Annotated in this window: 18 protein-coding genes; 8 read left to right on the top strand and 10 right to left on the bottom strand. The window is 64.9% G+C overall.

Annotated elements, in window-relative coordinates:
• Positions 1-94 precede the first annotated feature (94 nt).
• Entirely contained in the window at positions 95-520 is a 426-nt protein-coding gene (locus EB835_RS01335; protein WP_168216588.1) for a DUF4307 domain-containing protein, read from the top strand.
• Between the two features lie 259 nt (positions 521-779).
• Positions 780-1,274 carry a transcription elongation factor GreA gene (gene greA / locus EB835_RS01340; RefSeq protein WP_135807688.1) on the top strand — a complete coding sequence of 165 codons (495 nt, stop codon included), beginning with the start codon at positions 780-782 and terminating at the stop codon, positions 1,272-1,274.
• A gap of 165 nt (positions 1,275-1,439) precedes the next feature.
• Here greA and EB835_RS01345 read toward each other — a convergent pair whose 3' ends face one another.
• Entirely contained in the window at positions 1,440-2,894 is a 1,455-nt protein-coding gene (locus EB835_RS01345; protein WP_135807689.1) for an AI-2E family transporter, read from the bottom strand.
• Positions 2,895-2,959: 65 nt separating this feature from the next.
• Between EB835_RS01345 and EB835_RS01350 the strand changes: the two genes are divergently transcribed.
• The 3 genes from EB835_RS01350 (at position 2,960) to EB835_RS01360 (ending at position 6,672) form a co-directional block, all read left to right on the top strand.
• Positions 2,960-4,003 carry an SGNH/GDSL hydrolase family protein gene (locus EB835_RS01350; protein WP_240688468.1) on the top strand — a complete coding sequence of 348 codons (1,044 nt, stop codon included), beginning with the start codon at positions 2,960-2,962 and terminating at the stop codon, positions 4,001-4,003.
• Positions 4,000-4,737, top strand: coding sequence for a Maf family protein (locus EB835_RS01355; RefSeq protein ID WP_135807690.1), 738 nt, complete (start codon positions 4,000-4,002; stop codon positions 4,735-4,737). The genes EB835_RS01350 and EB835_RS01355 overlap by 4 nt, the downstream gene beginning before the upstream one ends.
• A gap of 123 nt (positions 4,738-4,860) precedes the next feature.
• Entirely contained in the window at positions 4,861-6,672 is a 1,812-nt protein-coding gene (locus EB835_RS01360) for an acetyl/propionyl/methylcrotonyl-CoA carboxylase subunit alpha (RefSeq protein WP_135807691.1), read from the top strand.
• A 70-nt stretch (positions 6,673-6,742) separates the two neighbouring features.
• Here the strand turns inward: EB835_RS01360 and EB835_RS01365 are convergent, their stop codons facing one another.
• From EB835_RS01365 to EB835_RS01380, 4 genes are all read right to left on the bottom strand, one after another.
• Positions 6,743-8,020 carry an RNA polymerase sigma factor gene (locus EB835_RS01365; RefSeq protein WP_135807692.1) on the bottom strand — a complete coding sequence of 426 codons (1,278 nt, stop codon included), beginning with the start codon at positions 8,018-8,020 and terminating at the stop codon, positions 6,743-6,745.
• Positions 8,020-8,361: a YciI family protein gene (locus EB835_RS01370; RefSeq protein WP_135807693.1), complete on the bottom strand. Its 342-nt coding sequence runs from the start codon at positions 8,359-8,361 to the stop codon at positions 8,020-8,022. Before EB835_RS01370 ends, EB835_RS01365 begins: the two co-directional genes overlap by 1 nt.
• A gap of 122 nt (positions 8,362-8,483) precedes the next feature.
• Positions 8,484-9,908 carry an NAD(P)H-quinone dehydrogenase gene (locus EB835_RS01375; RefSeq protein ID WP_135807694.1) on the bottom strand — a complete coding sequence of 475 codons (1,425 nt, stop codon included), beginning with the start codon at positions 9,906-9,908 and terminating at the stop codon, positions 8,484-8,486.
• Between the two features lie 59 nt (positions 9,909-9,967).
• Complete coding sequence (locus tag EB835_RS01380) at positions 9,968-10,519, bottom strand: gamma carbonic anhydrase family protein (RefSeq protein WP_135807695.1); 552 nt, start codon at positions 10,517-10,519, stop codon at positions 9,968-9,970.
• Positions 10,520-10,802: 283 nt separating this feature from the next.
• Between EB835_RS01380 and EB835_RS01385 the strand changes: the two genes are divergently transcribed.
• On the top strand, positions 10,803-11,051 hold the full coding sequence (locus tag EB835_RS01385; RefSeq protein ID WP_009374875.1) for a WhiB family transcriptional regulator: 249 nt from the start codon (positions 10,803-10,805) through the stop codon (positions 11,049-11,051).
• A 229-nt stretch (positions 11,052-11,280) separates the two neighbouring features.
• Here the strand turns inward: EB835_RS01385 and EB835_RS01390 are convergent, their stop codons facing one another.
• Together EB835_RS01390 and EB835_RS01395 are read right to left on the bottom strand one after the other, a co-directional pair.
• A complete protein-coding gene (locus EB835_RS01390) occupies positions 11,281-12,795 on the bottom strand; it encodes a sensor histidine kinase (RefSeq protein ID WP_135807696.1) in 1,515 nt (504 codons plus the stop codon).
• Positions 12,796-13,033: 238 nt separating this feature from the next.
• Positions 13,034-17,914 carry an NAD-glutamate dehydrogenase gene (locus tag EB835_RS01395; RefSeq protein ID WP_240688470.1) on the bottom strand — a complete coding sequence of 1,627 codons (4,881 nt, stop codon included), beginning with the start codon at positions 17,912-17,914 and terminating at the stop codon, positions 13,034-13,036.
• A 141-nt stretch (positions 17,915-18,055) separates the two neighbouring features.
• Between EB835_RS01395 and EB835_RS01400 the strand changes: the two genes are divergently transcribed.
• Positions 18,056-18,520, top strand: coding sequence for a DUF2505 family protein (locus EB835_RS01400; protein ID WP_135807698.1), 465 nt, complete (start codon positions 18,056-18,058; stop codon positions 18,518-18,520).
• A 38-nt stretch (positions 18,521-18,558) separates the two neighbouring features.
• On the opposite strand, the gene EB835_RS01405 is transcribed toward EB835_RS01400, so the two are convergent.
• The 3 genes from EB835_RS01405 to EB835_RS01415 are packed head-to-tail and all read right to left on the bottom strand — an operon-like array spanning position 18,559 to position 20,964.
• Positions 18,559-19,035, bottom strand: coding sequence for a DUF6912 family protein (locus tag EB835_RS01405; protein WP_135807699.1), 477 nt, complete (start codon positions 19,033-19,035; stop codon positions 18,559-18,561).
• Positions 19,036-19,045: 10 nt separating this feature from the next.
• Positions 19,046-20,317 (bottom strand): AAA family ATPase, encoded by a 1,272-nt coding sequence (locus tag EB835_RS01410; RefSeq protein WP_135807700.1) that lies wholly within the window; start codon positions 20,315-20,317, stop codon positions 19,046-19,048.
• The gene (locus EB835_RS01415; protein WP_135807701.1) at positions 20,317-20,964 is read right to left on the bottom strand and encodes an SAF domain-containing protein; all 648 of its coding nucleotides are present in this window, start codon (positions 20,962-20,964) and stop codon (positions 20,317-20,319) included. Before EB835_RS01415 ends, EB835_RS01410 begins: the two co-directional genes overlap by 1 nt.
• A gap of 159 nt (positions 20,965-21,123) precedes the next feature.
• Here EB835_RS01415 and EB835_RS01420 point away from each other — a divergent pair, with 159 nt between their 5' ends.
• Positions 21,124-21,345: a helix-turn-helix domain-containing protein gene (locus tag EB835_RS01420; protein ID WP_025780784.1), complete on the top strand. Its 222-nt coding sequence runs from the start codon at positions 21,124-21,126 to the stop codon at positions 21,343-21,345.
• Positions 21,346-21,365 lie beyond the last annotated feature (20 nt).

Here is a 21,365-nt window from a genome sequence, read left to right on the forward strand (position 1 = left end):
GTGGCCACCTGCTGCCGGTGCTGTGGCTGACATGATCGCCGGCAGAGGATCGACTACTCTAGATTAGTGCGCGAAGTACTTAAAGAGGAATTCAATGACTGAGGTAACAGTGGCACCACCACTGCATGATGATCGCTACGGCCGGACCCGCAGACCCAAGCGAGAGCTGAGCCGTCGGGCGAAGATCATCGCCGTCGTCATCGTTGCCGCAGTGGTCGCCGTCATCGCTGTCTGGTCATTCAGCCCGCAGACGGAACCCACGACGCCGCGCACTCTTGACTATTCGGTTGTCGACGACTCTTCAACGCACGTCAGCGTCGGAATATTTCCCGATCAGGAACGCGACGTGCACTGCACCGTCCAAGCAACGAACGAGCAGGAAGCGGTCGTCGGCTTCACCGAGGTGACCGTTCCCGCCGATCCGAACGCCGATCCGAATTCGCCGAAGCGCATCGACATCGACCTGTCCACGACACAGCTGGCCGCCTCCGGTCATGTGGACTCCTGCTGGTTCGAGTAGGTCCACAGTTCGTGCGGTTCGGTCACCTGGTGAGAACACAGCAGCCTGGCTGCCCCAGTTCCTTCGAATAGTTCTCGCACGAGGGCGCGACTTGCGATCGCGAGCCGCCGACTCGCAGGCGGGGACGTGACTGAACTCATCGTTTTTCTCCGCTGATGCGTTACACTGTAGTTTCATTCAACTTCCGGGCGTGCCCATACGCCCGGTTTTTTCGTTGCCTGACACGCCCGTCAGTGCACCGACCGAAGAAGGAGATGTCATGACCGAGGAAGTCACCCAGGAAGAGACATGGTTGACCCAGGAAGCCTTTGACCGTCTGTCGAAGGAACTCGAGCATCTCTCCGGACCGGGTCGTGCAGAGATTGCTGAGAAGATCGAAGCCGCCCGCGACGAGGGTGACTTGAAGGAGAACAGCGGCTACCACGCAGCGCGTGACGAGCAGGGCAAGCAGGAAGCACGCATCCGCCAACTCGAGGTGCTGCTGCGCAACGCCAAGGTCGGCTCCAGCGACAGCGACGGTAAGACCGTGGCTCCCGGAACCGTCGTCACTGCAACCGTCGCCGGCAACAGCATGCGGTTCCTGCTGGGTAACCGCGAGATCGCCGGAGACTCCGATATCGACGTCTTTTCGGAGAAGTCGCCTCTCGGCGCCGCTGTCCTCGGTGTCAAGGCCGGAGACACGACCTCTTACGAGGCTCCGAACGGCAAGACCATCGAGGTCAAGGTCGACTCCGTCGAGGCTTTCAACGGCTGATTGAGAACTCTGCTCGACAGGTCGGCCCTGAGGTGCTTCGGCGCCGATGCGAACATCCGGCAGAGTTGAGAACTGAGAGAAGTGGGCGGGTGCGATCGCACCCGTCCACTTCTCTATTCACTCCGGACCGGACGAATCTCGCCGGATCGCCCGCCGTTCCGGACCTCAGTCCTCATGGTCCCTCTTCGATCCATCGGACTCTGCCGAACTGGACGTGCCCGAATCTGACGAGCCGGTCTTCCCGGACTCTGTCGCATCGGGCGACTCGGACGCTGTTGCACGTTCGCCTTCTGCGGTCTCGTGGACGGCTTCAGTGAGCCGTTCCTTCGCCGTCGCCAGGACGGCGGCGGCTTCACGCTCGTCCGAATCCTGCGGTGGGTCCTCCTCCGCGTCCTCGGCTTCACCGGCATTCGTCCGCACGACATAGCTGACGACGCTGTTGAGCACCGCCACAAAAGGAACGGCGAAGAGGGCCCCGACGATGCCGAAGAGGAAACCGCCGCCGGTGACCGCGAGGATCACGGCCAGCGGATGGACGGACACGGCCTTGCCCATCAGGAAGGGCTGGAGGACTTGGCTTTCGATCTGCTGGACGGCGATGACCACGGCCAACATGATGATCGCGCTGACCAGGCCGTTCGAGACCAAAGCCACGAGCACGGCCACTGCTCCGGAGGCGATGGCACCGACGACTGGGACGAACGAGGTGAGGAAGACCAACACAGTCATGGGGATGACCAGAGGGATCCCGAGGAACGCAGCACCGATGCCGATGCCGATCGCATCGACGGCGGCAACGAGGACCTGGACCCGCACGTACTGCACGAGAGTCGTCCACCCGCGCAGGGAGGCACCCGTGGCGACAGGGCGGGCAGGGACCGGAAGCAGATTCATCACCCACCTGAAGATGTTCTCTCCGTCATAGAGGAAGAAGAACGTTGTGAACAGGCAGACGGCCATGCCGGTGAGGAAGGTGCCCACCGAGGAAGTGGCCTGGAGGGCACCGCCGAGAAGCTGGCTGCTGTTGTTCTGGAAGAAGTTCGTCGCGGTCTTGATGGCTTCGTCGATATAGCTCGAGATCGTCGAAGCATCGATGCCGAAGGGGCTCGTGGCCAGCCAGCTGCTGATTCCGGACACACCGGCGATGACCTGTTTGACGAGGTCGGGCATACCGGAATAGATCTGCTGACCGACGAGGCCGAAGAGCCCGAGGACGACGACGATGAATCCGATGAAGGAGATCGCCGCGGCCCCGCCTCGAGGTACACGCTTCTTCTTCAGCCACCCGGTCAGAGGTGCCAGCAGCGCGGCCAGCAGCAGGGCGATGAGCACAGGCAGCACAACGCTGGAGATCTTCGACAGCAGCCACAGTGCCACACCGATCGCCACGAGCACGACGAGCGATCGCCACGACCACGCGGCGGCGAGTTTGAGGCCAGGGGCCACATAGGGTTTGGCCTCGGCTTCGATCCGGCTGAGCGCGATCTCCTCAGGGCTGACCGCCTGCGCCGGGGTCACTTCGGGCTCGGATTGGGCACGCGAGGATCCGCGTCCCCGCCGGAACGCCTCCCATGCCCCACGGAAACGGTTCGAAGGATGCTGCTGATCGTTTTCGGTCATGACTCAACAATAGTTGTTGATGCGCTGACAAAGGTGCAATGATGACGCCGGAGGAGGGAAAATCCGTGGGAAGACGCTTGATCTATACGCTGGCGACCATGGCGGCGACGGCCGTCGGTGCCGGCGCTTCGGCGGCAGGGCTGCTCCGCCATCAGGCAGGATCGCTGCGCCGCTCCTTCGATGACGACAAGAACCGTCGTTTCTCCACCTTCACCGAGGCGATCGCCGCCCCACGTGATCACGATGACGGCGACTCCGCCGCCTTGGCCATCATGGGCGATTCCTGGCTGTGCGGGGTCGACGTCGACCCGGAGCAGGCACCTCCCACTCTCATCGGCCGCGGGTTGGCGCGGATGCTCGGCACCACCGTGCGAGTCCAGACCACCGCCCGCCCTTCGGCGCTGTCGGATGATCTCCACCGGCAGGTCGACGAAGTTCTGCGCTCCCCCTGGCTCTCACGTCAGCTCTCGGACCAGTGGAGCGAAGACCGCCGGTTTGCGATCATCTCGATCGGCACCGGAGACATCATCCACCCGATCCAGGCGACCATCGGCGTTCCCGTGCTCAACCAGGCCATCAACCGACTCCAGCGGGAGGGCCGGTACACGGTTTTCGTCCTCGTCTGCCCCAACCTCGGCGGTCTGCCCGGTCTGCGCGATCCGCTCAAGACGTCCCTCCGTCGGACTTCCCGGGTCCTTGCCGGTTCTCAGTGGCTGGCCGCTCTCGCCGCACGTGCTGTCCCGTTGCGGTCGACGGGATCACTCAGCGGGACGACACGCCGATCACTGCTCAACGACTCGGGACGCTTCCCCAGCGAACTCGGCTACGCACAGCTGTCTTCGACCCTGCTGTCCGCGATCGCCGAACGCATCGAGGCTCCCGTCATCGTCGATCGCAGCCTCGATATCCCGGAGAAGGGCGAGACCGCCCGCCGACACGAACTCGTTCCCGGCGCTGAGACTCAGTCTGCCGCCGAGAGCGCATCCAGCGCCGATCCGCAGCCTGCCGACGCACAGGCCCCCGTACAGGCCGCGCCCCGCGGACAAGACTCGGCGACGCAGGACGACTCGGCCCACCAGGTTCCGAGTCCGTCGGAGGCCCGCTCGTGATCCCCGTCGTCCTCGCCTCACAGTCTCCGTCGCGCCGTCAGATCCTCCAAGCCGGCGGAATCGACCCGGTCATCATCGTCTCCGAGGTCGACGAACGTGCCATCGAGGACGAGTTCTCCGGTTCCGTCGGGGATCTCACCACGGCGCTGTCGGAGGCCAAAGCCCGCGCTGTCATCGACCGGATCATCGCTTCCGCACCTCCGACTCTCCAGGATGCGGATACCGTCGTCATCATCGCCGGGGACTCCCTCCTCGAATTCGACGGCCGGGCCATCGGCAAGCCGGGAACGGCCGAACGCACTCGCGAAGTGTGGTCGATGATCGCCGGTCAATGGACGCAGCTGCATTCTGGTCATTCGGTCGCCGTGCTCACCCGAACGCTGCAGTCGATCGAAGCAGCCGAACACCTGGCAGCTGACGGCCGCACCGACGCAGCCGAACATGTCTCTCGAGCCCGCTCGACGCAATTCGAACTCAGCGCTCTGCGCTCGAAGCGGTCGACCACCTCGGTGCTCATCGGCTCCCCCGAACCAAGCGAGCTCGAAGCATACATCGCAACCGAGGAGCCCTTCCACGTCGCCGGGGCTCTGACGATCGACGGATTCGGCGGCGCCTACGTCGACCGACTCGACGGCGACCATCTCACTGTGCTCGGGCTCAGCCTGCCCGTGGTGCGCGAATTGGTCACAGATATGGGCCTGTTCTGGCCCGACCTGTGGACTATCAAGCGCTAGACTCGGTCCTGGTGCGGTGACACGCCCGAGGACATTGAAGTTCTCGTCCCAGTTTTTTATCGCTGTTCTACAAACCCTTGGTGCGGTTCTCTAAATTGTTCTGTGATCATACAAAGGAGCACCATGACCACAGTCCTCCCCGACTCCACGACCTCGGTTCTGAGCACCACTGTTCCGACCGGGGCCGTCCGCCGAGTCCTCATCGCCAATCGCGGTGAGATCGCTCTGCGCATCATCCGGGCCGCCCACGACCTCGGCATCAAGGCCGTCGCCGTGTACACCCGCGCCGATTCAGATGCCGATTTCGTCGAACTCGCCGACGACGCATGGCTGTTGGACGGTTCCGGTGCCGGGGAGACATACCTCGACGTCGAGAAGATCCTCGCTTTGGCCAAACGCTCCGGCGCTGACGCGATTCACCCCGGATACGGCTATATGGCCGAGAACGCTCAGTTCGCGCAGGCTGTCATCGATGCCGGGCTGATCTGGATCGGTCCTCCCCCGGCCGCGATCGAGCTCCTCGGTGACAAATCCGGAGCCCGTGCCGTCGCCGAAGCCGTCGACGCTCCGGTCGCGCCCGGTTCCGATGGCGCCGTGGCCGATCTTCGAGAGGCCGCAGAAGTGGCCGACAGGATCGGATTCCCCGTCGTCGTCAAGGCCGTCCACGGCGGCGGTGGGCGCGGTTTCCGTGCCTGTGCTTCATCTGCCGATCTCGAAGCCGCCTATACCGCGGCGACCCGTGAGGCCCAGAGCGCCTTCGGTCGCGGTGAGTGCCTCATCGAGAAGCAGATCGTGCGTCCCCGTCACCTCGAGACCCAGTGCCTGGCCGATGCCCACGGCAATGTCCGGATCGTCTCGACGCGTGACTGCACCCTGCAACGTCGCAATCAGAAGATCGTCGAGGAAGCACCTGCCCCGTTCCTCACTGCTGAGCAGGAGCGCATCGTCTCCGAAGCCTCGGCCCGCCTGCTCGCCCACGTCGGCTACGTCGGCGCCGCGACCTGTGAGTTCCTCCTCGGCGAAGACGGCACCATCATCTTCATGGAAGCCAATGCGCGTATCCAGGTCGAGCACACCGTCACCGAGGAGGTCACCGGAGTCGACCTCGTCGGCTGGCAGGTGCGCATCGCTTCGGGTGAGTCTCTGCCCGATGAGTTCCCCGCCGTCCGCGGACACTCCTTCCAGTTCCGCATCAACGCCGAAGATCCCACCACATTCTTCCCCGCCACCGGCGCGGTGAAGAACCACCGTGAGCCTTCGGGCCCCGGTGTGCGTCTGGACTCGGGCATCGGCGAAGGCAGCGTCGTCGGCACGGACTTCGACCCGATGTTAGCCAAGCTCGTCGTCACCGGTGCCACCCGGGACGAGGCCTTGGCTCGAGCCCGCCGAGCTCTGGCCGAGTACCGGATAGAGGGAGTCTCGACGTTGCTGCCGCTGCATCGTGTGCTCGTCGACGAGCAGGCGTTCGCCTCCGACTTCAAGGTCTGGACCAACTGGCTCGAAACCGCTTTCGTCAATCCGCTTGTCGATCCACAGCTAGGAGAACAGATGAGTACTGCAACCGACAGCTTCAGTGTTGTGGTCGAGGTCGATGGCCGCCGCATGACCGTTTCGGTCCCCAAGGACGTCATCTCCGATCTCGGTCACGTTCCCAGCCCCAGTGTGCCGCGGCGCAAGCGCGGGCTGAGCAGCCGCAAGGGTGCGAAGATCGCCGACGACTCGAACGCGCTCAACGCTCCTATGCAGGGAACCATCGTCTCCGTCTCGGTCAACCCCGGTGACACCGTCGAAGCCGGCGATACCCTCGCCGTCATCGAAGCGATGAAGATGGAGCAGCCGCTCAAGGCCGGTCACTCGGGGACCGTCTCCGAGGTGCTCGTCGATGCGGGTGCCTCCGTGAAGTCCGGTGAGGCGGTCATCCGCTTCGCCGCCTGATTCGAACCACCGCCGGACTCCCACTCGCTTCGCATCGAGCAGGAGTCCGGCTCATTTCTCCCTGCCCGGGTCACCGCTGAGAATCGGTGATCCGGGCGGTGATGTATTCGGATTCGGCGTCATTGCCGGGACACGCCAGGCTGGCGGCATAGGCATCCTCTGCTTCGGCAGTGCGACCGAGTTCTTCGAGGGTGATCGCCCGGGCGATGTGGTAGGGCCTGTGCCGCAGCAGGTGCGGCTCGTCGGCCAGCTCGTCCAGGGCGCCCATCGCCGCCTCAGGTCCGGAGACCTTGCCGAGGGCGATCGCGGTGTTCAGCGCGACGACCGGCGTCGGTTCGATGTCGGAGAGCATCCGAAAGAGCACGAGGATCTGCCTCCAGTCCGTGTCGGCGAACCTCGCGGCGTCGGTGTGGAGGGCTGCGATCGCCGCCTGGATGGTGTAGGCGCCGGCCCCTGGTTCTCCGGCGGCCGCACCGACGAGCCCAGTCCCCTCGGTGATGAGCCGGGAATCCCACAGGCTGCGATCCTGATCGGCCAGCGGCACGGGCAGCCCGTCGGGCGCCACCCGAGCGGGGTCGCGAGCTCGAGTGAGCAGAAGCAGAGCCAGCAGACCACGTGCTTCGGTCTCGGCAGGCAGATATCCGACCAGCAGTCTGGTCAGTCTGATCGACTCCTCCTGCAGATCCACGCGTGTATGGTCGGGGCCTGCGGTGGCATTCATTCCCTGGGTGAAGATGAGGGAGAGGACGCGGAGCACTCCGGGCAGCCGGTCGCTGAGTTCGTCGGGTGCGGGGCGGCCGAAGGGGATCCCGGTCTTGAGGATCCGCCGTTTGGCTCGCACGATCCGCTGCTGCATCGCTGCGGTCTCGACGAGGAAGCCGGCGGCCACCTCGGCGGTGGTCAGTCCCGAGAGGAAGCGCAGGATGAGGACGAGGCGTTCGTCCACGCGCAGGGTCGGGTGCGAGCAGGTGAAGAACAGTCCGAGACGTTCGTCGGGAATGTCTGCGGCATCCATCTCTTCACTCAGGCGCACCGCATGGTCGTCGTGGTCCCCTGGCCGCAGTTCGTCCTCGATACGCAGTCGGGCGAGATGCCGGGTACGCACTTCGTCGGCGCGGATGAGGTCGATGGCGCGGTTCTTCGCCGTGGCCATCAGCCACGCCTGGGGACGTTCGGGCACTCCCCGACCGGGCCACGTCTCGACCGCGCGGAGCACGGCATCGTGGAGGGCCTCCTCGGCGAGGTCGAAGTCACGGAACCGGGTCACCAGAGCCGCGAGCAGCCGCCCGAAGTCCTCCTCACCGATGGCGCTGAGGACACGGGCGACCGCTTCGGACTCGGGACCCATCAGTAGTCGGCCACCGGGCGGATCTCGATGTGTCCGGCCCTCGCTCCGGGGCTCTTCTTCGCCCAGGCGATCGCCTCGTCGATGTCGGCGACCTCGATGACGTAGCTGCCGCCGACGAACTCGTTGGATTCGGCGAACGGGCCCGAGGTGACGAGCGGTTCGCCGCCTGATTCGCTGACCCGGACCCCGAGCTCGGGGCCCTCGAGGGCGAAGCCGCCGACGACGATCCCCGCCTCGGTGATCTCTTTGTCGAATGCCATGAACTCGCTGGGATCCGCGCCGCCGTCCTCACCGCATTCGGGGTCGTCTGTGCGTCCCATGAGCAGAAGTGCGTACTTCATGTCGATCTCCTTCGTCGTTCCTCATGTCATGCCGGGCGGCCTGACACCATGATGACGGTCGAGGTGTAAGAAGATCGACAGCTGCGGAGAAAAACTTCTCCGCGATCGCGAAAGCGCCGATATCAGAGGTGGCGGTGGAGCTTCCGTGCCGCTTCGGTCAGCGAACCGCTCACCGAAGGATAGACGACGAAGGATGCGGAGAGCTGATCGACCGTGAGCCGGTTCTCCACGGCCATCGTGATCGGCAGGATGAGCTCGCTGGCCCGGGGACCGACGACGACGCCGCCGAGGATGGAGCCGGATCCTCGTCGGGCAAAGATCTTGACGAAGCCGTCCTCGATGCCGAGCATCTTGGCGCGCGGGTTCGTGTCCAGCGGCAGCATCACGGTGTCGATGTCCGTCGGGTTCTCGCGGTAGTTCTGCTGTGTGAAGCCGACAGTGGCGATCTCGGGTGCGGTGAACACGTTCGAGGCGACATTGCGCAGCTTCAACGGCTGCACGGCATCGCCGAGTGCGTGATTCATTGCGATCCGCCCCTGCATCGCAGCCACCGAGGCCAGAGGCAGCACACCGGTGCAGTCACCGGCCGCATAGATTCCGGCCCGTGAGGTCCGCGAAACCCCGTCGACGACGATGTGGCCGGATTCGCTGACCCGCACACCGGCCTTCTCGAGACCGAGACCTTCGGTGTTCGGAATCGAACCGACAGCCATGAGGCAGTGGGATCCTTCGACGCGGCGACCATCGGCGAGCACCACTTCGACTCCGTCGTCGGTGCGAGTCACCGAGGCGGCACGGGAGCGGGAGAGGACGTTCATGCCCTTGTTGCGGAAGACGAATTCGAGCACATCGGCTGCATCCTCGTCCTGGCCGGGCAGAACCTTCTCCCGCGAGGACACCAGAGTGACCTCGGTGCCCAGGGCGCGGTAGGCCGAAGCGAACTCGGCACCGGTGACACCGGAGCCGACGACGATGAGGTGTTCGGGCAGCTCATCGAGGTCGTAGAGCTGGGTCCAGGTGAGGATGCGCTCGCCGTCGGGCTGCGCGGTGGGCAGCTCACGCGGGTGCGCACCGACGGAGAGCAGGATCGTCGAGGCTTCAAGTGTGTATTCGGTGCCGCCGGATTCGACGACGTGGACCTGGTCACGGCCGGCCAGAGTCGCCTTGCCCTGGATGGCTTTGACGCCGGCCCGGATGAGTCCCTCGTAGATGTCGTTGGCCTGAGCATCGGCCAACGCCAGGATGCGCTTGTTGACAGCTTCGAGGTCGGCGGTCACTCGGCGCGTATCGGCTTCGGTGTCGTCGTCGCTCTCGATCCGGATCCCGAGCCCGTCGGAGCGTTCGATCTCATCCATCATCTCGGCGGTGGCGATGAGCGACTTCGACGGCACGACATCGGTGAGCACGGCGGAACCACCACACCGGTTCGCCTCGATGAGCATGACATCAGCACCGAGCTGAGCCGCGACGAGCGCGGCTTCATAGCCGCCGGGGCCGCCGCCGATGATGACGACGCGATCTGCAGTGGAATCAAATTCAGTGTTCACACTCAGATTGTCTCAAATCGCCACGATGCTTGCGAACGGCCCCTGAGGATCACACCTGATCAGCTCGGTTCGACCACCTCGGCGGTGTCCTTGTGCAGGGTCGACAGGTGCACATACGACTGTGCGTTCTGGCGGACCTTCTCAACTCCTTCGTCGGTCATCTCACGCCGCACCTTCGCGGGAACTCCGGCGACAAGCGACCGGGCGGGGATCTGCGTGCCTTCGAGGACGACGGCACCCGCGGCGACGAGGGACTCGCTGCCGATATGGGCGTCGTTGAGCACGGTCGAGTGCATTCCGATGAGCACATCGTCGTCGACGACGGCTCCGTGGACGAGGGCCTGGTGGCCGATCGAGACCCGGGCGCCGATGACGACGGGCTTGCCTGCGTCGGTGTGCATGACGGTGTTGTCCTGCACGTTCGAGTCCTCACCGATCGTGATCGGGGCGGCCTCGGCGCGCAGAACGCATCCGTAGAACACGCTGGCGCCCTTCTTCACGTGCACGTCACCGACGAGGGTGGCACCGGCTGCGATGAACGCCCCGGGATCGACCTGCGGGGTGTGGCCGCCGACGGCGACGATGCGGGGGCCGGCGAGATCGTTGGTCATGAGTCCTCCATCGGTTCACGAGATGTCTGCGTGCATTCACCTGCTGTCTGCATGTGCCTGCCAGTCTATTCGGAGACGCTCCGGCAGGGGCGGAAGGACGAATCGCGGACCGATTTGCGCGATCGCCCTCATAGCAGGACAATAGGAAAAATTCTTGTCAGAAATTTCACACTGCCGGACCCTTGTGCGCCCAATTGCGTTATGTGAACCTTGACAGTGAGAGTTGCGCGCCCGGAATTCGGACGCGATCAACCGCGTTCACTGAATTCGTCGAAAGGTCACCATGGATTGGCGACACCGTGCAGCATGCCTCAATGAGGATCCGGAGCTCTTCTTCCCGATCGGCAACACCGGACCCGCGCTGCTCCAGATTGAGGAAGCAAAGACTGTCTGTCGCCGCTGTGAAGTTGCAGAGACCTGCCTCCAGTGGGCTCTCGAGTCCGGTCAGGATGCAGGAGTCTGGGGCGGTCTGAGCGAAGACGAGCGTCGCGCTCTCAAGCGTCGCGCAGCTCGTGCCCGTCGTGCCGGCTGATCCGCCGGCAAGCGAGGCAGGCGGTCCTCTCAAACTGCCGAAGCTCTGACTGAACAATTGAGAAGCAGCCACATCACCGACTGAGTCCCTTGTTCTGACGGCGCATGATCATCGTCGGAACAAGGGACTCAGTCGTGTCCGCGCCTTGCCGCCGGTTCGCAGATGGCGGGCAGCGGTCGCGACAGCTCAGTCGATCTCGCCGTCGGGCTCACAGCCGGACAGGTGCCGCTCAGTCGTAGGAGTCGGGCCGCAGCGGAACGTCGAGGACGGCGACGGTTCCGCCGCCTTCTCGTGCCTGCCATTGGATCGAACCGGCCAGGTCCGCCGAAACCAATGTGCGCACGATCTGTGTGCCCAATCCATTGCCCGGGTTCTGCGTCTCCCCCAGCCCGATGCCGTCATCGGCGATCGTCACACTCAGATGGTCTCCGTCGCGTTCGGGAGTCACCCACACATGGCCATTGAGCGTCTCCCCCTGTTCCAGGCCCTCGAGGTTCTCGGTCGGAAACCCGTGCTCGATCGCGTTCGTGATCAGCTCCGTGATCGCCAGGGCCAAGGAAGTGGCATCGGCGGAGGAGATGGTGCCGAAGCTTGCGCACCGTTTGAGTTCGATGTGCACCAGCGGACTGGTCAGCTCGGGTGTCAGGCGCAGACCCTTGTCGACGACTTCGTCGAAGTCGACTTCTGATTCGACGCCTTGGCTGAGCACATCGTGAACCACGGCGATGATCGAGACCCGACGCATCGCCTCGGTCAACGCGCTCTTGGCCTCCGGGTTGTCGATGCGGCGGGTCTGCAGCCGCAGCAGAGCCGACACGGTCTGCAGGTTGTTCTTCACCCGGTGGTGCATCTCTTTGATCATCGCGTCGCGGGAGAGCAGCTCCCGCTTCCGGCGGCGGATCTCGGAGACGTCACGAGCGAGTACGATCGCACCGGTCCGCTCCCCTTCATCCGTCAGCGGAATCGCTCGCAGAGACACACTCGTCCGCCCGACTTCGAGTTCGGTCCGCCACGGAGCACGTCCGGTGAGCACCAGCGGAAGCGTCTCGTCGACCTGACGCAGTTCGGCACCGAGACTCGACACCACCTCGGAGAGGTAGCTGCCCTCGATCTCTCCGCCGTAGCCGAGACGGTGCATCAGCGATACAGCGTTCGGAGAGGCATATTGGACATGCGAATCGCGGTCGAGGATGAAGATGCCGTCGCCGACCCGCGGATCGCCGTGTCTGGCCCCGGACGGCGCGTCGCGGTCGGGAAAGGTGCCCTGCGCGATCATCCGCATCAGCGCCATGGCCGTTTCCCGGTAGTACTTCTCCAACCGGGACGAGCCCCTGCGGCGGACCTCTTCCGAATACCTGACGACGAGCGCGATGGCCTCACCATCGCGGAGGATCGGCACCGCCTCGGCGAGGATGTCCACATCGGAGGATCCGGCACTGACCCCCATTCCGTGGGCCCCGGCGACGTGGGTGACATAGCTGCGGGTGCTGCTGGCCTGGTCGAGCATCTCCTTCTCCAGACCGGTCGCCCGTGCCCCGATCAGGTCCCGGTTGAACAGCGTCGCCCCGGTCGTCGATCGCGCATGGGCGACCACCGTGTAGGCGCCGCTGGGCGAGGGCACCCACAGGACGAGGTCGGCGAAGGAGAGATCGGCCAGCAGCTGCCAGTCCGCGACCAGCAGATGGATGTATTCGACGTCTGACTCATCCGTGAGGCCCTCGGCCGCCAGCAGTTCGTTGAGCACGATTCGTTCCTCCCAGGTGAGATCAGCAGACCCGGGTTCCCCACGGATCTGCTGAAAAGTCGATGTTCAGACGCTACCACTTAATCAGGGTACGAATGGACTCGCTGAGGCGGCGCCTTCCGACCGAGTACGGTTGACCCGCTGACCACGGCCGGCGCACCGAGCACGCCTGGGGCCCATCATGGGGTCGTTCGGCCGGTCACGGCCGACCATGGGGTCGGCCGTGACCGGAATCGGATCAGCTGTTGTGTTCGCTTTCCCAGGCCGAGGAGCGGACCATCGACCGCAGGGAGCGCAGCAGCACCGACAGCGGGGCCTGGGTGACGGCGTCGAGTCCGAGGATCGTCTCCGTCGTCTCCAGCACTCGGCCCACGACCGTCTCGTTGCGTTCGAGCCATTCGGCCAGCCGCTGCTTCGCCCGCTCGTCCGGGGTGCCGGAGATCGGCGAATCCGTGGCGCCCAGGACCGTTCCGGTCACCGACAGGATCGCTGCGTAATAGTCATCACGCATGGATCCGCGGGCCAGAGCCGACCACCTGTCGCTGCGGTCGAGTTCACCGATGAGGGTGAGGATCTGCGAACCGGAGAAGCGTTCGTTCACGGCGTAGTAGACCTCTGCGACATCCTCGGCGGATTCGTTCGCGCGGGCCGCCAGCTGGGTGATGTCCAGCAGCACGAACTCGTCGAGCAGGGCAGCGGACCGCCAAGCGAGTTCGCTGGGCACACCTTCGTCGATGTAGCCCTGAGCCTTCGTCTGCATGGTCTCCGCATCGTAGCCGTCGACGAGTTCCGGAACCCGGGAGCGCAGAGCCTCGACGACCTTGCCGTACATCTCGATGCCCGAATCGACGTCGAGGCTGTCCGGAGCCTGCTGCACGAGCCAGCGCGACGAGCGGTCGAGCACACGCACATAGTCGTGCTGGAGCTTCACCTGCACCTCGGTCGGCACCTGGTTGTCCAAGGCGCACACCGCTTCGAAGAAGTCGTCGAGACCGAAGATCTCCGAGACCACGACGAACACGCGCGCGATCTGCGGCACCGAGGCCGGGGTCTCCTCCAGCATCCGATAGGTGTAGGTCAGTCCGCCGCGGTCGACCAGCCGGTTGACGAGCTTCGCCGTCGCGATCTCCCGATGCAGCGGGTGCTCGGGGATGAGCTCCCCGTACTTCTCCTGCAGGGTCTCCGGGAAGTAGGACACGAGTTCCCGACGCATCCACGTCTCATCGGGTACGGGGCTGTCGAGGATCTCATCGGCTGCGTGCATCTTCACATAGGCCAGCAGCACGGCGAGTTCGGGTGACACGTAGTAGCTGAATTCGCGTTTGGCCAGTTCGTCCGCGTTCGGCAGGAACTCGACCGCACGATCGAGGTCGGCGTTCTTCTCCAGGTAGCCCAACAGCCGACCATAGGTGCCCGACATGGATTCCGTCTGGGCTCGTGCCTCTCCGAGGACGACGTTCTGCGCGTAGTTGTTCGCCAGCACCCGGTCGGCGACCTGGTCGGTGAACGAGTGCAGGACCTGTTCCCGCTCTTCTGCGGCGAAGGCTCCCTTGTGCACGAGGGTGCGCAGGAGCAGTTTGATGTTGACCTCGTGGTCCGAGCTGTCGACGCCGGCCGAGTTGTCGACGGCATCGGTGTTGATCTCGACGCCGTTCAGCGCCGCTTCGACACGTCCCAGCTGAGTCACACCGAGGTTGCCGCCCTCGCCGACCACACGTGCCCGCACATCGGCGCCGTCGATTCGGATGGCGTCGTTGGACTTGTCGCCGACATCGGCGTGACTCTCGGTCGAGGATTTGATATAGGTGCCGATTCCGCCGTTGTAGACGAGGTCGACGGGTGCCTTGAGGATTTCGGACATGAGGTCTGCCGGGCTGCGCTTTCCCGGTTCGACTCCGAGCACCGAGGCGGCCTCCGGGCTGAGATCGATCGATTTCGCCGAACGGGAGAAGACTCCGCCGCCGGCGGAGATGAGGTCTCGGTCGTAGTCCTGCCAGCTCGAGCGCGGCAGGTCGAAGAGGCGCTGTCGTTCGACGAAGCTGCGTGCGGCCTCGGGGTTCGGGTCGAGGAAGATGTCCCGATGGTCGAACGCCGCGACCAGACGGATGTGCTCGCTGCGCAGCATCCCGTTGCCGAAGACGTCACCGCTCATATCGCCGATGCCCACGACCGTGAAGTCTTCGGCGGCGGTGTTGAGCCCGAGCTCGCGGAAATGGCGTTCGACGGACTTCCACGCACCCCGGGATGTGATGGCCATCGCCTTGTGGTCGTAGCCGACCGATCCGCCGGAGGCGAAGGCGTCACCGAGCCAGAAGCCGCGGCGTTCGGCGATCGCATTGGCCACATCGGAGAACCGTGCGGTGCCCTTGTCGGCGGCGACGACGAGGTAGTAGTCGTCCCCGTCATGGCGGACGACACGGTCGGGATGGACGACGACGCTGGAGTCATCGCTGCCGTACGTGAGGTTGTCTGAGACCTCGAGCATGCTTTCGATGAACACCTCGTAGGCAGCCTGACCGGCAGCCATCCAGGCGTCCCGATCGCTCATCGGCGGCAGCTGTTTGGGGAAGAACCCGCCCTTTGCGCCGGTGGGCACGATGAGGGCGTTCTTGACCATCTGCGCCTTGACGAGGCCGAGGACCTCGGTGCGGAAATCGTCCCGACGATCCGACCAGCGCAGTCCGCCGCGAGCGACGGTGCCGAAGCGCAGATGCGCGCCTTCGACCTGCGGAGAGTACACCCACATCTCCAGTGCCGGCTTCGGCTTCGGCACGAAGCTGAGCTCGTCGGGTCGGATCTTGAGCACCAGGGCGGTCGGCAGAGCACCGGATTCGGCGATGTAGTAGTTCGTGCGCAGGGTCGCCCGCAGCAGCTCGAGGGAGGAGCGCAACACACGGTCCGCGTCGAGGCTGGCTACTTCTGTGAGTGAGGATTCGATGGATTCGTCGATCTCAGCCATCGCAGCTTCGCGCCTGCCCTCGTCGACGTCCGGATCGAACTTGGCGGCGAAGTAGTCGACGAGCAGCTTCGAGATCTGCGGATAGTCGCTGTAGACCTCTCCGACGTAGGTATCCGAATACGTGAAGCCGGCCTGACGCAGGTATTTGCCCAGTGCGCGGATGATCGTCACATGCTGCCAGGAGAGCCCGGCGACGACGAGGCGGTCGAAGACTCCCGCTTCCTTCTTGCCTTCCCAACCGGCGATGAAGGCTTCGGCGATGCGGTCGTAGTCGTCGTCGGCCAGGTCCTCGGAGAAGCTGAGACCGAAGTCGTAGATGAAACGGTGCGAACCGTCGGCGAGGTCGAGTTCGTGGGGACGCTCGTCGACGACGTCGGCACCGAATGCTGTGAGGTAGGGCAGGACTTCGGACAGGCTGACCCGGTCGTGGCGGTAGAGGACGAGTCGGACGGAGGCGTCCGTGTTCTGTTCGGGGCGGTAGAGGCGCACTGCCGGCCCGTCACCGGCATCGAGGGCTTCGAACCGAGCGACGTCGGCGACCGCCTCGGCGGGGGTGTGATGTTCGCCGTAGCTGGGAGGGAACGCCTTCGACCACAGGTCGGCCCGAGCGTGCGAGGCCCCGGAGTCGCCGGTGTCGGCGGGGACGAGGAACGCGTGGACGTCTTCGGACCAGGAGCGGACGGCTCCGACGATGCGGTCCTCGACCTCATCGGCGCCGATCTGCGGCAGTTCGGAGTCACGGGCGACGCGGGCGATGAAGTGGATGCGGGCCAGCGCCGATTCGCTCAGCAGCACATCGAAGTCGACGCTGTCGGCGTTGTAGAACCTCCGCAGCACTTCCTGCACGCGCACACGGGCATCGGTGTTGTAGAGGTCGCGCGGGAGGTAGAGGATGACGGAGACGAAGCGCTGGTAGGGGTCAGCGCGGACGAACACGCGCGATTCCCGGCGTTCCTGCATGTCGACGATCTCCATGACGACGTCGAAGATCTCTTCGGTGTCTTCGTGCAGGAGATCTTCGCGCGGGTAGTTCTCGAGGACTCCCAGCAGCTCGTTGGCCGAATGGGATCCGGTGGGGAATCCGCTGGCCGAGAGGATCTTCGCGACCTTCCGGTCGATGACCGGGATGTTGAGGACGCTGTCGTTGTAGAACTCGGGTTTGAACACGCCGACGAAACGGCGTTCGCCGACGATCTCACCGTCTGCGTCGAAGGTCTTCACGCCGATGTAGTCCATGAAGGAGGATCGGATGACGCGGGAGCGGGAGTTCGCCTTCGTCAGCACCAGCACATGCGGTTCCAGGGCCTTGTCGGCGACAGCCCGGCTGAGCGGGGACTTCACGAGGGGGCGCAGGGTGGAGATGCCCATCGAGGTGTCCTCGATCGGTTCGAGGCTGCTGTGCTCGGCGTCATGGATGTAGTCGTATTCGCGGTAGCCGAGGAAGGTGAAGTGGCCGTCGAGCCAGGTGAGCAGGGCAGCGGCGGATTCGGCTTCGGAGGCCAGCTCCGGGCGCGGTGCATGTGCGCTCAGCTCGGCGGCGATGTCTTTAGCCTTCGCGGCCATTGCCTGGGCGTCGCGGGCTGCCGCTGCCACATAGTCGAGGACTCCGCGCAGGCGGTCTTCGAGCGCGGCGAAGTCGGTGTCGGAGATGCGGTCGATCTCGAGACGGATCCAGGATTGCTGCTGTGGGGCGCCGTCCGCTGCGACGGCAGGGGCCTCGGAGACCGTCGGGATGCTTGCCGTATCCGCACTGAGTGCGGGAGATTCGGCTGGGGAGAGGATCTTCTCTCCGGCGCCGGTTCCGGTGACGGTGATGATCGGGTGGTGGACGCGACGGATCGACCTGCCGTTCGCGGCGAGGTCGCTGACGATCGACGACACGAGGTGCGGCATATCAGCCAGGACGATGGCGATGACCGTGTGGTTGTCGCGGAACTCCGGCGAGTCGACGCTCGGATTGTAGATGGCGATCGCCGGTGTCTGACCGTCGTATTCGGTCCCGAGAGCGAAGTGATGGGCCGCCGCTGCCGCGTAGGCCTCGGGGTCGCTGGCCCCTGTTTCGAACCGCGGATAGTACGCTTCGAGGAAGTTCTCGGGGGCTGATTGCCCCCTCTGCTTCCTCCACTCTTCTGCAACGTTCGAAATTGAGACCTGTGTCACTGTGCCACCTCTATGATCAACGAGCATTCGTCCGGCGATTCGACATCGAATCGTCACTGCCCACACTATGCCCAATTATCGAGAAAGGCACGCCGAGCGGCATGCGGTGGTGTACCGTTCATTCGCTGGCAGACTGGAGCTATGCGAACTCTGACCCTCAATCATGACTATGCGGTTGATCTGTCGTCATTCCTGGCCAAACTCGCCGATCCCGGTGTGTGGGAGAAGCTCGGCTCCGAGGCCAGTGCCGAACATATGGACCCCGACACCGAGATGACCGTGCGGACCCCGATGCCCAAGTCCGAGCTCCCTGCGGCTCTGGCCTCCAGGCTTCCGGAGAACACCGTACTGGTCGAGGTGTACATGATCCCCGGGGATGTCCTCGGCACCGAGGCAGAGATCCGCATGACCGCCCGTGCCGCAGGCGTGCCCGTCGAGATCGATGCGGTCCTCGAGCTGCGCGAAGCGGAGTCAGTGACGAAGCTGACCGCACACGCAGAGATCAGCTCATCGATTCCGATGTTCGGAGCGATGATCGAACAGGCCGTGGTCCCGATCCTGGAGAAGCGACTGAGCGACCGGCTGCGCCGCTTCGAATCCGCCTGAGTCCGACGGTCGACGAAGCTGATCGCCGATACGTCGGTTCAGCTCTCGTCGCCGAGCAGCTGATCGAGTTCAGAGGAGTCGTACCACAGCAGATCGGAAGCGCCGAGGTGGTCCTCAGCCCCGCTCGCGCCCGTCTCCTCGGCCAGCCGCACCGCTTCGTCCCAGACGACGTCTTCGTCGAGGTGGAAGCTTGCGACCCGGGTCATATCGACCTCGGCGAGGGTGATGAGTTCGAAGCCGTCGGTCAGCAGTTCAGCCGGGCTGGACTCAGGGGCGTCATAGGCCACGATGACACGGCGCTCGGGGGCCGCCTCGGCGACGGCATCGGTCTCAGCAGGATCGAACTCCGCGTTCGCGGCCAGGGCGGCGGCGATGCACATGGCGTCGAATTCAGCTGTTTCGAACTCCTCGCCGCGCAGGCTGCGCCCCTGGGCATCGGGGGCGACGGCGCGGACGTCGGTGAGTGTCGAACGCAGCGCGGTCAGGGTGGTGGGAATGTAGCAGCGAATGGCCATGCCCCTCATCCTAGTCCCGCGGTCCGCTCCCCTGACCCACCCGCATCTTCCGTCCGCGACGACCGGTGCGAAGGCGCTCGCGTCCTCCCTCGGCTCTGCGGGACCGGCGACGGCCCGGCAGGAGCTCGTCGACCATCCCGGCGAGGTCGCCGACGAGGACGGACCGGGGATTCTGTTCGTGGAGGGTGTGGCCGGCGAGCATCGCGGCGTCGGCGGTGGAGCGGTCGTCGCTGAGCATGAAGTCCGGGGTGATGCGCACGAATCGGGCGAGGACCTCTCTGATCCGAGTCTCGGCGGGGTGGCCGACCGCGCTTGAGCGCACCTTCGTGATCACCAGCCGCAGCTTCTCCCGCACAGTTTCGGCCCGCGCTGTGCCGAGGAGTTTGACCAGCCGCTGCAGACCGATCGGGTCCCCCGCGGCGAGGACGAGCACGGTATCGGCGGCCTCAAGGGCGGCGCGAGTGGCGCAGTGCCGGTCATAGAAAGGGTCAGCGAGGTCATCATCGGGATCGATGCGGTCGCTGACGTCGACGATGACGACGTCGTAGACCTTCGCCAAGCGCTGCAGCACCGTTTCGAGGACGGAGGCGCGGATCTCCGGCCACCGCTCGGGCCTCGTCAGCCCGGTGACGACATGGAAGTTCTCACGGATCGCTGCATGCGGCACCGAATGCGGATCGAGTCTCCCGGACGGGTCTGTCTGCGATCGGCACAGACTGGCCAGGTGTGAGGATTCCTCTGTCAGCCCGAGCGTGGACGCGACCATCCCGGAGACCGTGTCGGCGTCGACGATGACGCTGCGCCTGCCCTGGCGGGCGGCCTGATCAGCGAGATTGACGGCCGTGAGGGTGCGTCCGGGCGACGACCCCGTCCCCCAGACCGTGATGATCACTCCCGCTCCGCCGACGGCGCCCGGTGGCGTCGTCGGGCGCGGCGGGACCACGGTGGCGGCACGGATGTCCTCGATGGCCGACGCCATCGTCGTCGCATCCGCATCCGTCGAGACCACGGCGGTGATGCCGACGGCTTCGAGCACGTGCGCGTCATCACCGAAGCCGAGCACCTTCGCTCCGGACGCCGTGATCGCGGTGATCACCTCGGCGTCGAGACCTGGAAAGTATCGGCCGATGATGACGACGTCGGCTCCGCCGGTGCGGCAGTGGGCCAGCAGCTCCACCTCGTCGGCGGGGCGGGCGACGATCGTGACATCGTCGATCTCGCTGAGCAGCTCGAAGAGGATGAGGTCGTACTCGAAGTCGACGGCCAGCAGGACCTGTGTCATCACTGCCCGCCGTCGTCGGCGGGAACGGATGGGGCGCCGACGACGGAGAGCACGCTGCGTCCGTCGAGGGCCGCGAGCACGCCGGGCAGGTCCCCAGAGCCGACGAACACTTCGATCCGGGCCCCATCGCCTGCCCCGAAGCTGCCGACGTCTCGGGTGATGTGGGCGACCGGAGCGGAATCGACGATCTGCTCGGGCGGTGTTCCGTCCTCGTCGATCCCGTTCTGGTCCGGTTGGGCCCAGACGTCGACGAGGCTGCCCGAGCCGACGACGCTGGGAACGGAACCGGCGATGTCGATCGCCACGACCCGTCCTTCGAGTTCGGACAGGGGCGCCACCGCCGAGGCGGCCAGCAGCTCCCCCGCCGCAACAACGCTGCGCACGCTCGTGTTCGCCGGCAGCTCGGCATCGGCCGAGAGGTACTTCTTGCCGAGATCGGCGAGATTGACCTCGGCGACGGTCAAGTCAGCCGGCTCGAGGACTTCACCGGGGACGAGGGCGTGGGCACTCGCCCACACGCGGGCAGTCGAGTTCGCCGAGGTGACGAGCAGATAGGTTCCGACGACCGCGAGAATGACGAGCACCGCTCCGACCAGCAGCCGTGCGTCGGTCCAGCGGGGGCGCCTGCTTCGCTTCGAGAGCTCCATTGCATCTCCAGATTCGCAGAAGTTTCACTGACAGAAACCGTTCCTCAGTGATAATATTAGGCATCAAATGATGCCAAAGCGGTGTTTTTGGCAAATCGCACCAACAAGCAGATGGACATCTGGAGGCAGGTGGACATTTGGAATGGGAGAAGTCACCTCATGGCCGTCGAAAGTCGCTTCCTGCCGCTGACCGATGTGGCCGAGCTGCTCAATGTCTCGATCGCTCAGGCCCGGGCACTGGTCCGTTCGGGCGATCTCCGCGCCATCAAGGTCGGCGGGCGCGGCCAGTGGCGAGTCGAGAAGTCCGAGATCGAAGCCTATATCCAACGGATGTACGAGCGCACCGAGTACCAGATCAAGACCGGATCCATCGAGGACTGACCCTCCCACTTCGACTCTGA

The organism is Brevibacterium sp. S22 (genome assembly GCF_004745485.1).
GTDB lineage: Bacteria > Actinomycetota > Actinomycetes > Actinomycetales > Brevibacteriaceae > Brevibacterium.

Coding starts and splice junctions, on each gene's coding strand:
- EB835_RS01335 (WP_168216588.1), top strand. CDS start 95: ATGACTGAGGTAACAGTGGCACCACCACTGCATGATGATCGCTACGGC.
- greA (WP_135807688.1), top strand. CDS start 780: ATGACCGAGGAAGTCACCCAGGAAGAGACATGGTTGACCCAGGAAGCC.
- EB835_RS01345 (WP_135807689.1), bottom strand. CDS start 2,894: ATGACCGAAAACGATCAGCAGCATCCTTCGAACCGTTTCCGTGGGGCA.
- EB835_RS01360 (WP_135807691.1), top strand. CDS start 4,861: ATGACCACAGTCCTCCCCGACTCCACGACCTCGGTTCTGAGCACCACT.
- EB835_RS01365 (WP_135807692.1), bottom strand. CDS start 8,020: ATGGGTCCCGAGTCCGAAGCGGTCGCCCGTGTCCTCAGCGCCATCGGT.
- EB835_RS01370 (WP_135807693.1), bottom strand. CDS start 8,361: ATGAAGTACGCACTTCTGCTCATGGGACGCACAGACGACCCCGAATGC.
- EB835_RS01380 (WP_135807695.1), bottom strand. CDS start 10,519: ATGACCAACGATCTCGCCGGCCCCCGCATCGTCGCCGTCGGCGGCCAC.
- EB835_RS01385 (WP_009374875.1), top strand. CDS start 10,803: ATGGATTGGCGACACCGTGCAGCATGCCTCAATGAGGATCCGGAGCTC.
- EB835_RS01400 (WP_135807698.1), top strand. CDS start 18,056: ATGCGAACTCTGACCCTCAATCATGACTATGCGGTTGATCTGTCGTCA.
- EB835_RS01405 (WP_135807699.1), bottom strand. CDS start 19,035: ATGGCCATTCGCTGCTACATTCCCACCACCCTGACCGCGCTGCGTTCG.
- EB835_RS01410 (WP_135807700.1), bottom strand. CDS start 20,317: ATGACACAGGTCCTGCTGGCCGTCGACTTCGAGTACGACCTCATCCTC.
- EB835_RS01415 (WP_135807701.1), bottom strand. CDS start 20,964: ATGGAGCTCTCGAAGCGAAGCAGGCGCCCCCGCTGGACCGACGCACGG.
- EB835_RS01420 (WP_025780784.1), top strand. CDS start 21,124: ATGGCCGTCGAAAGTCGCTTCCTGCCGCTGACCGATGTGGCCGAGCTG.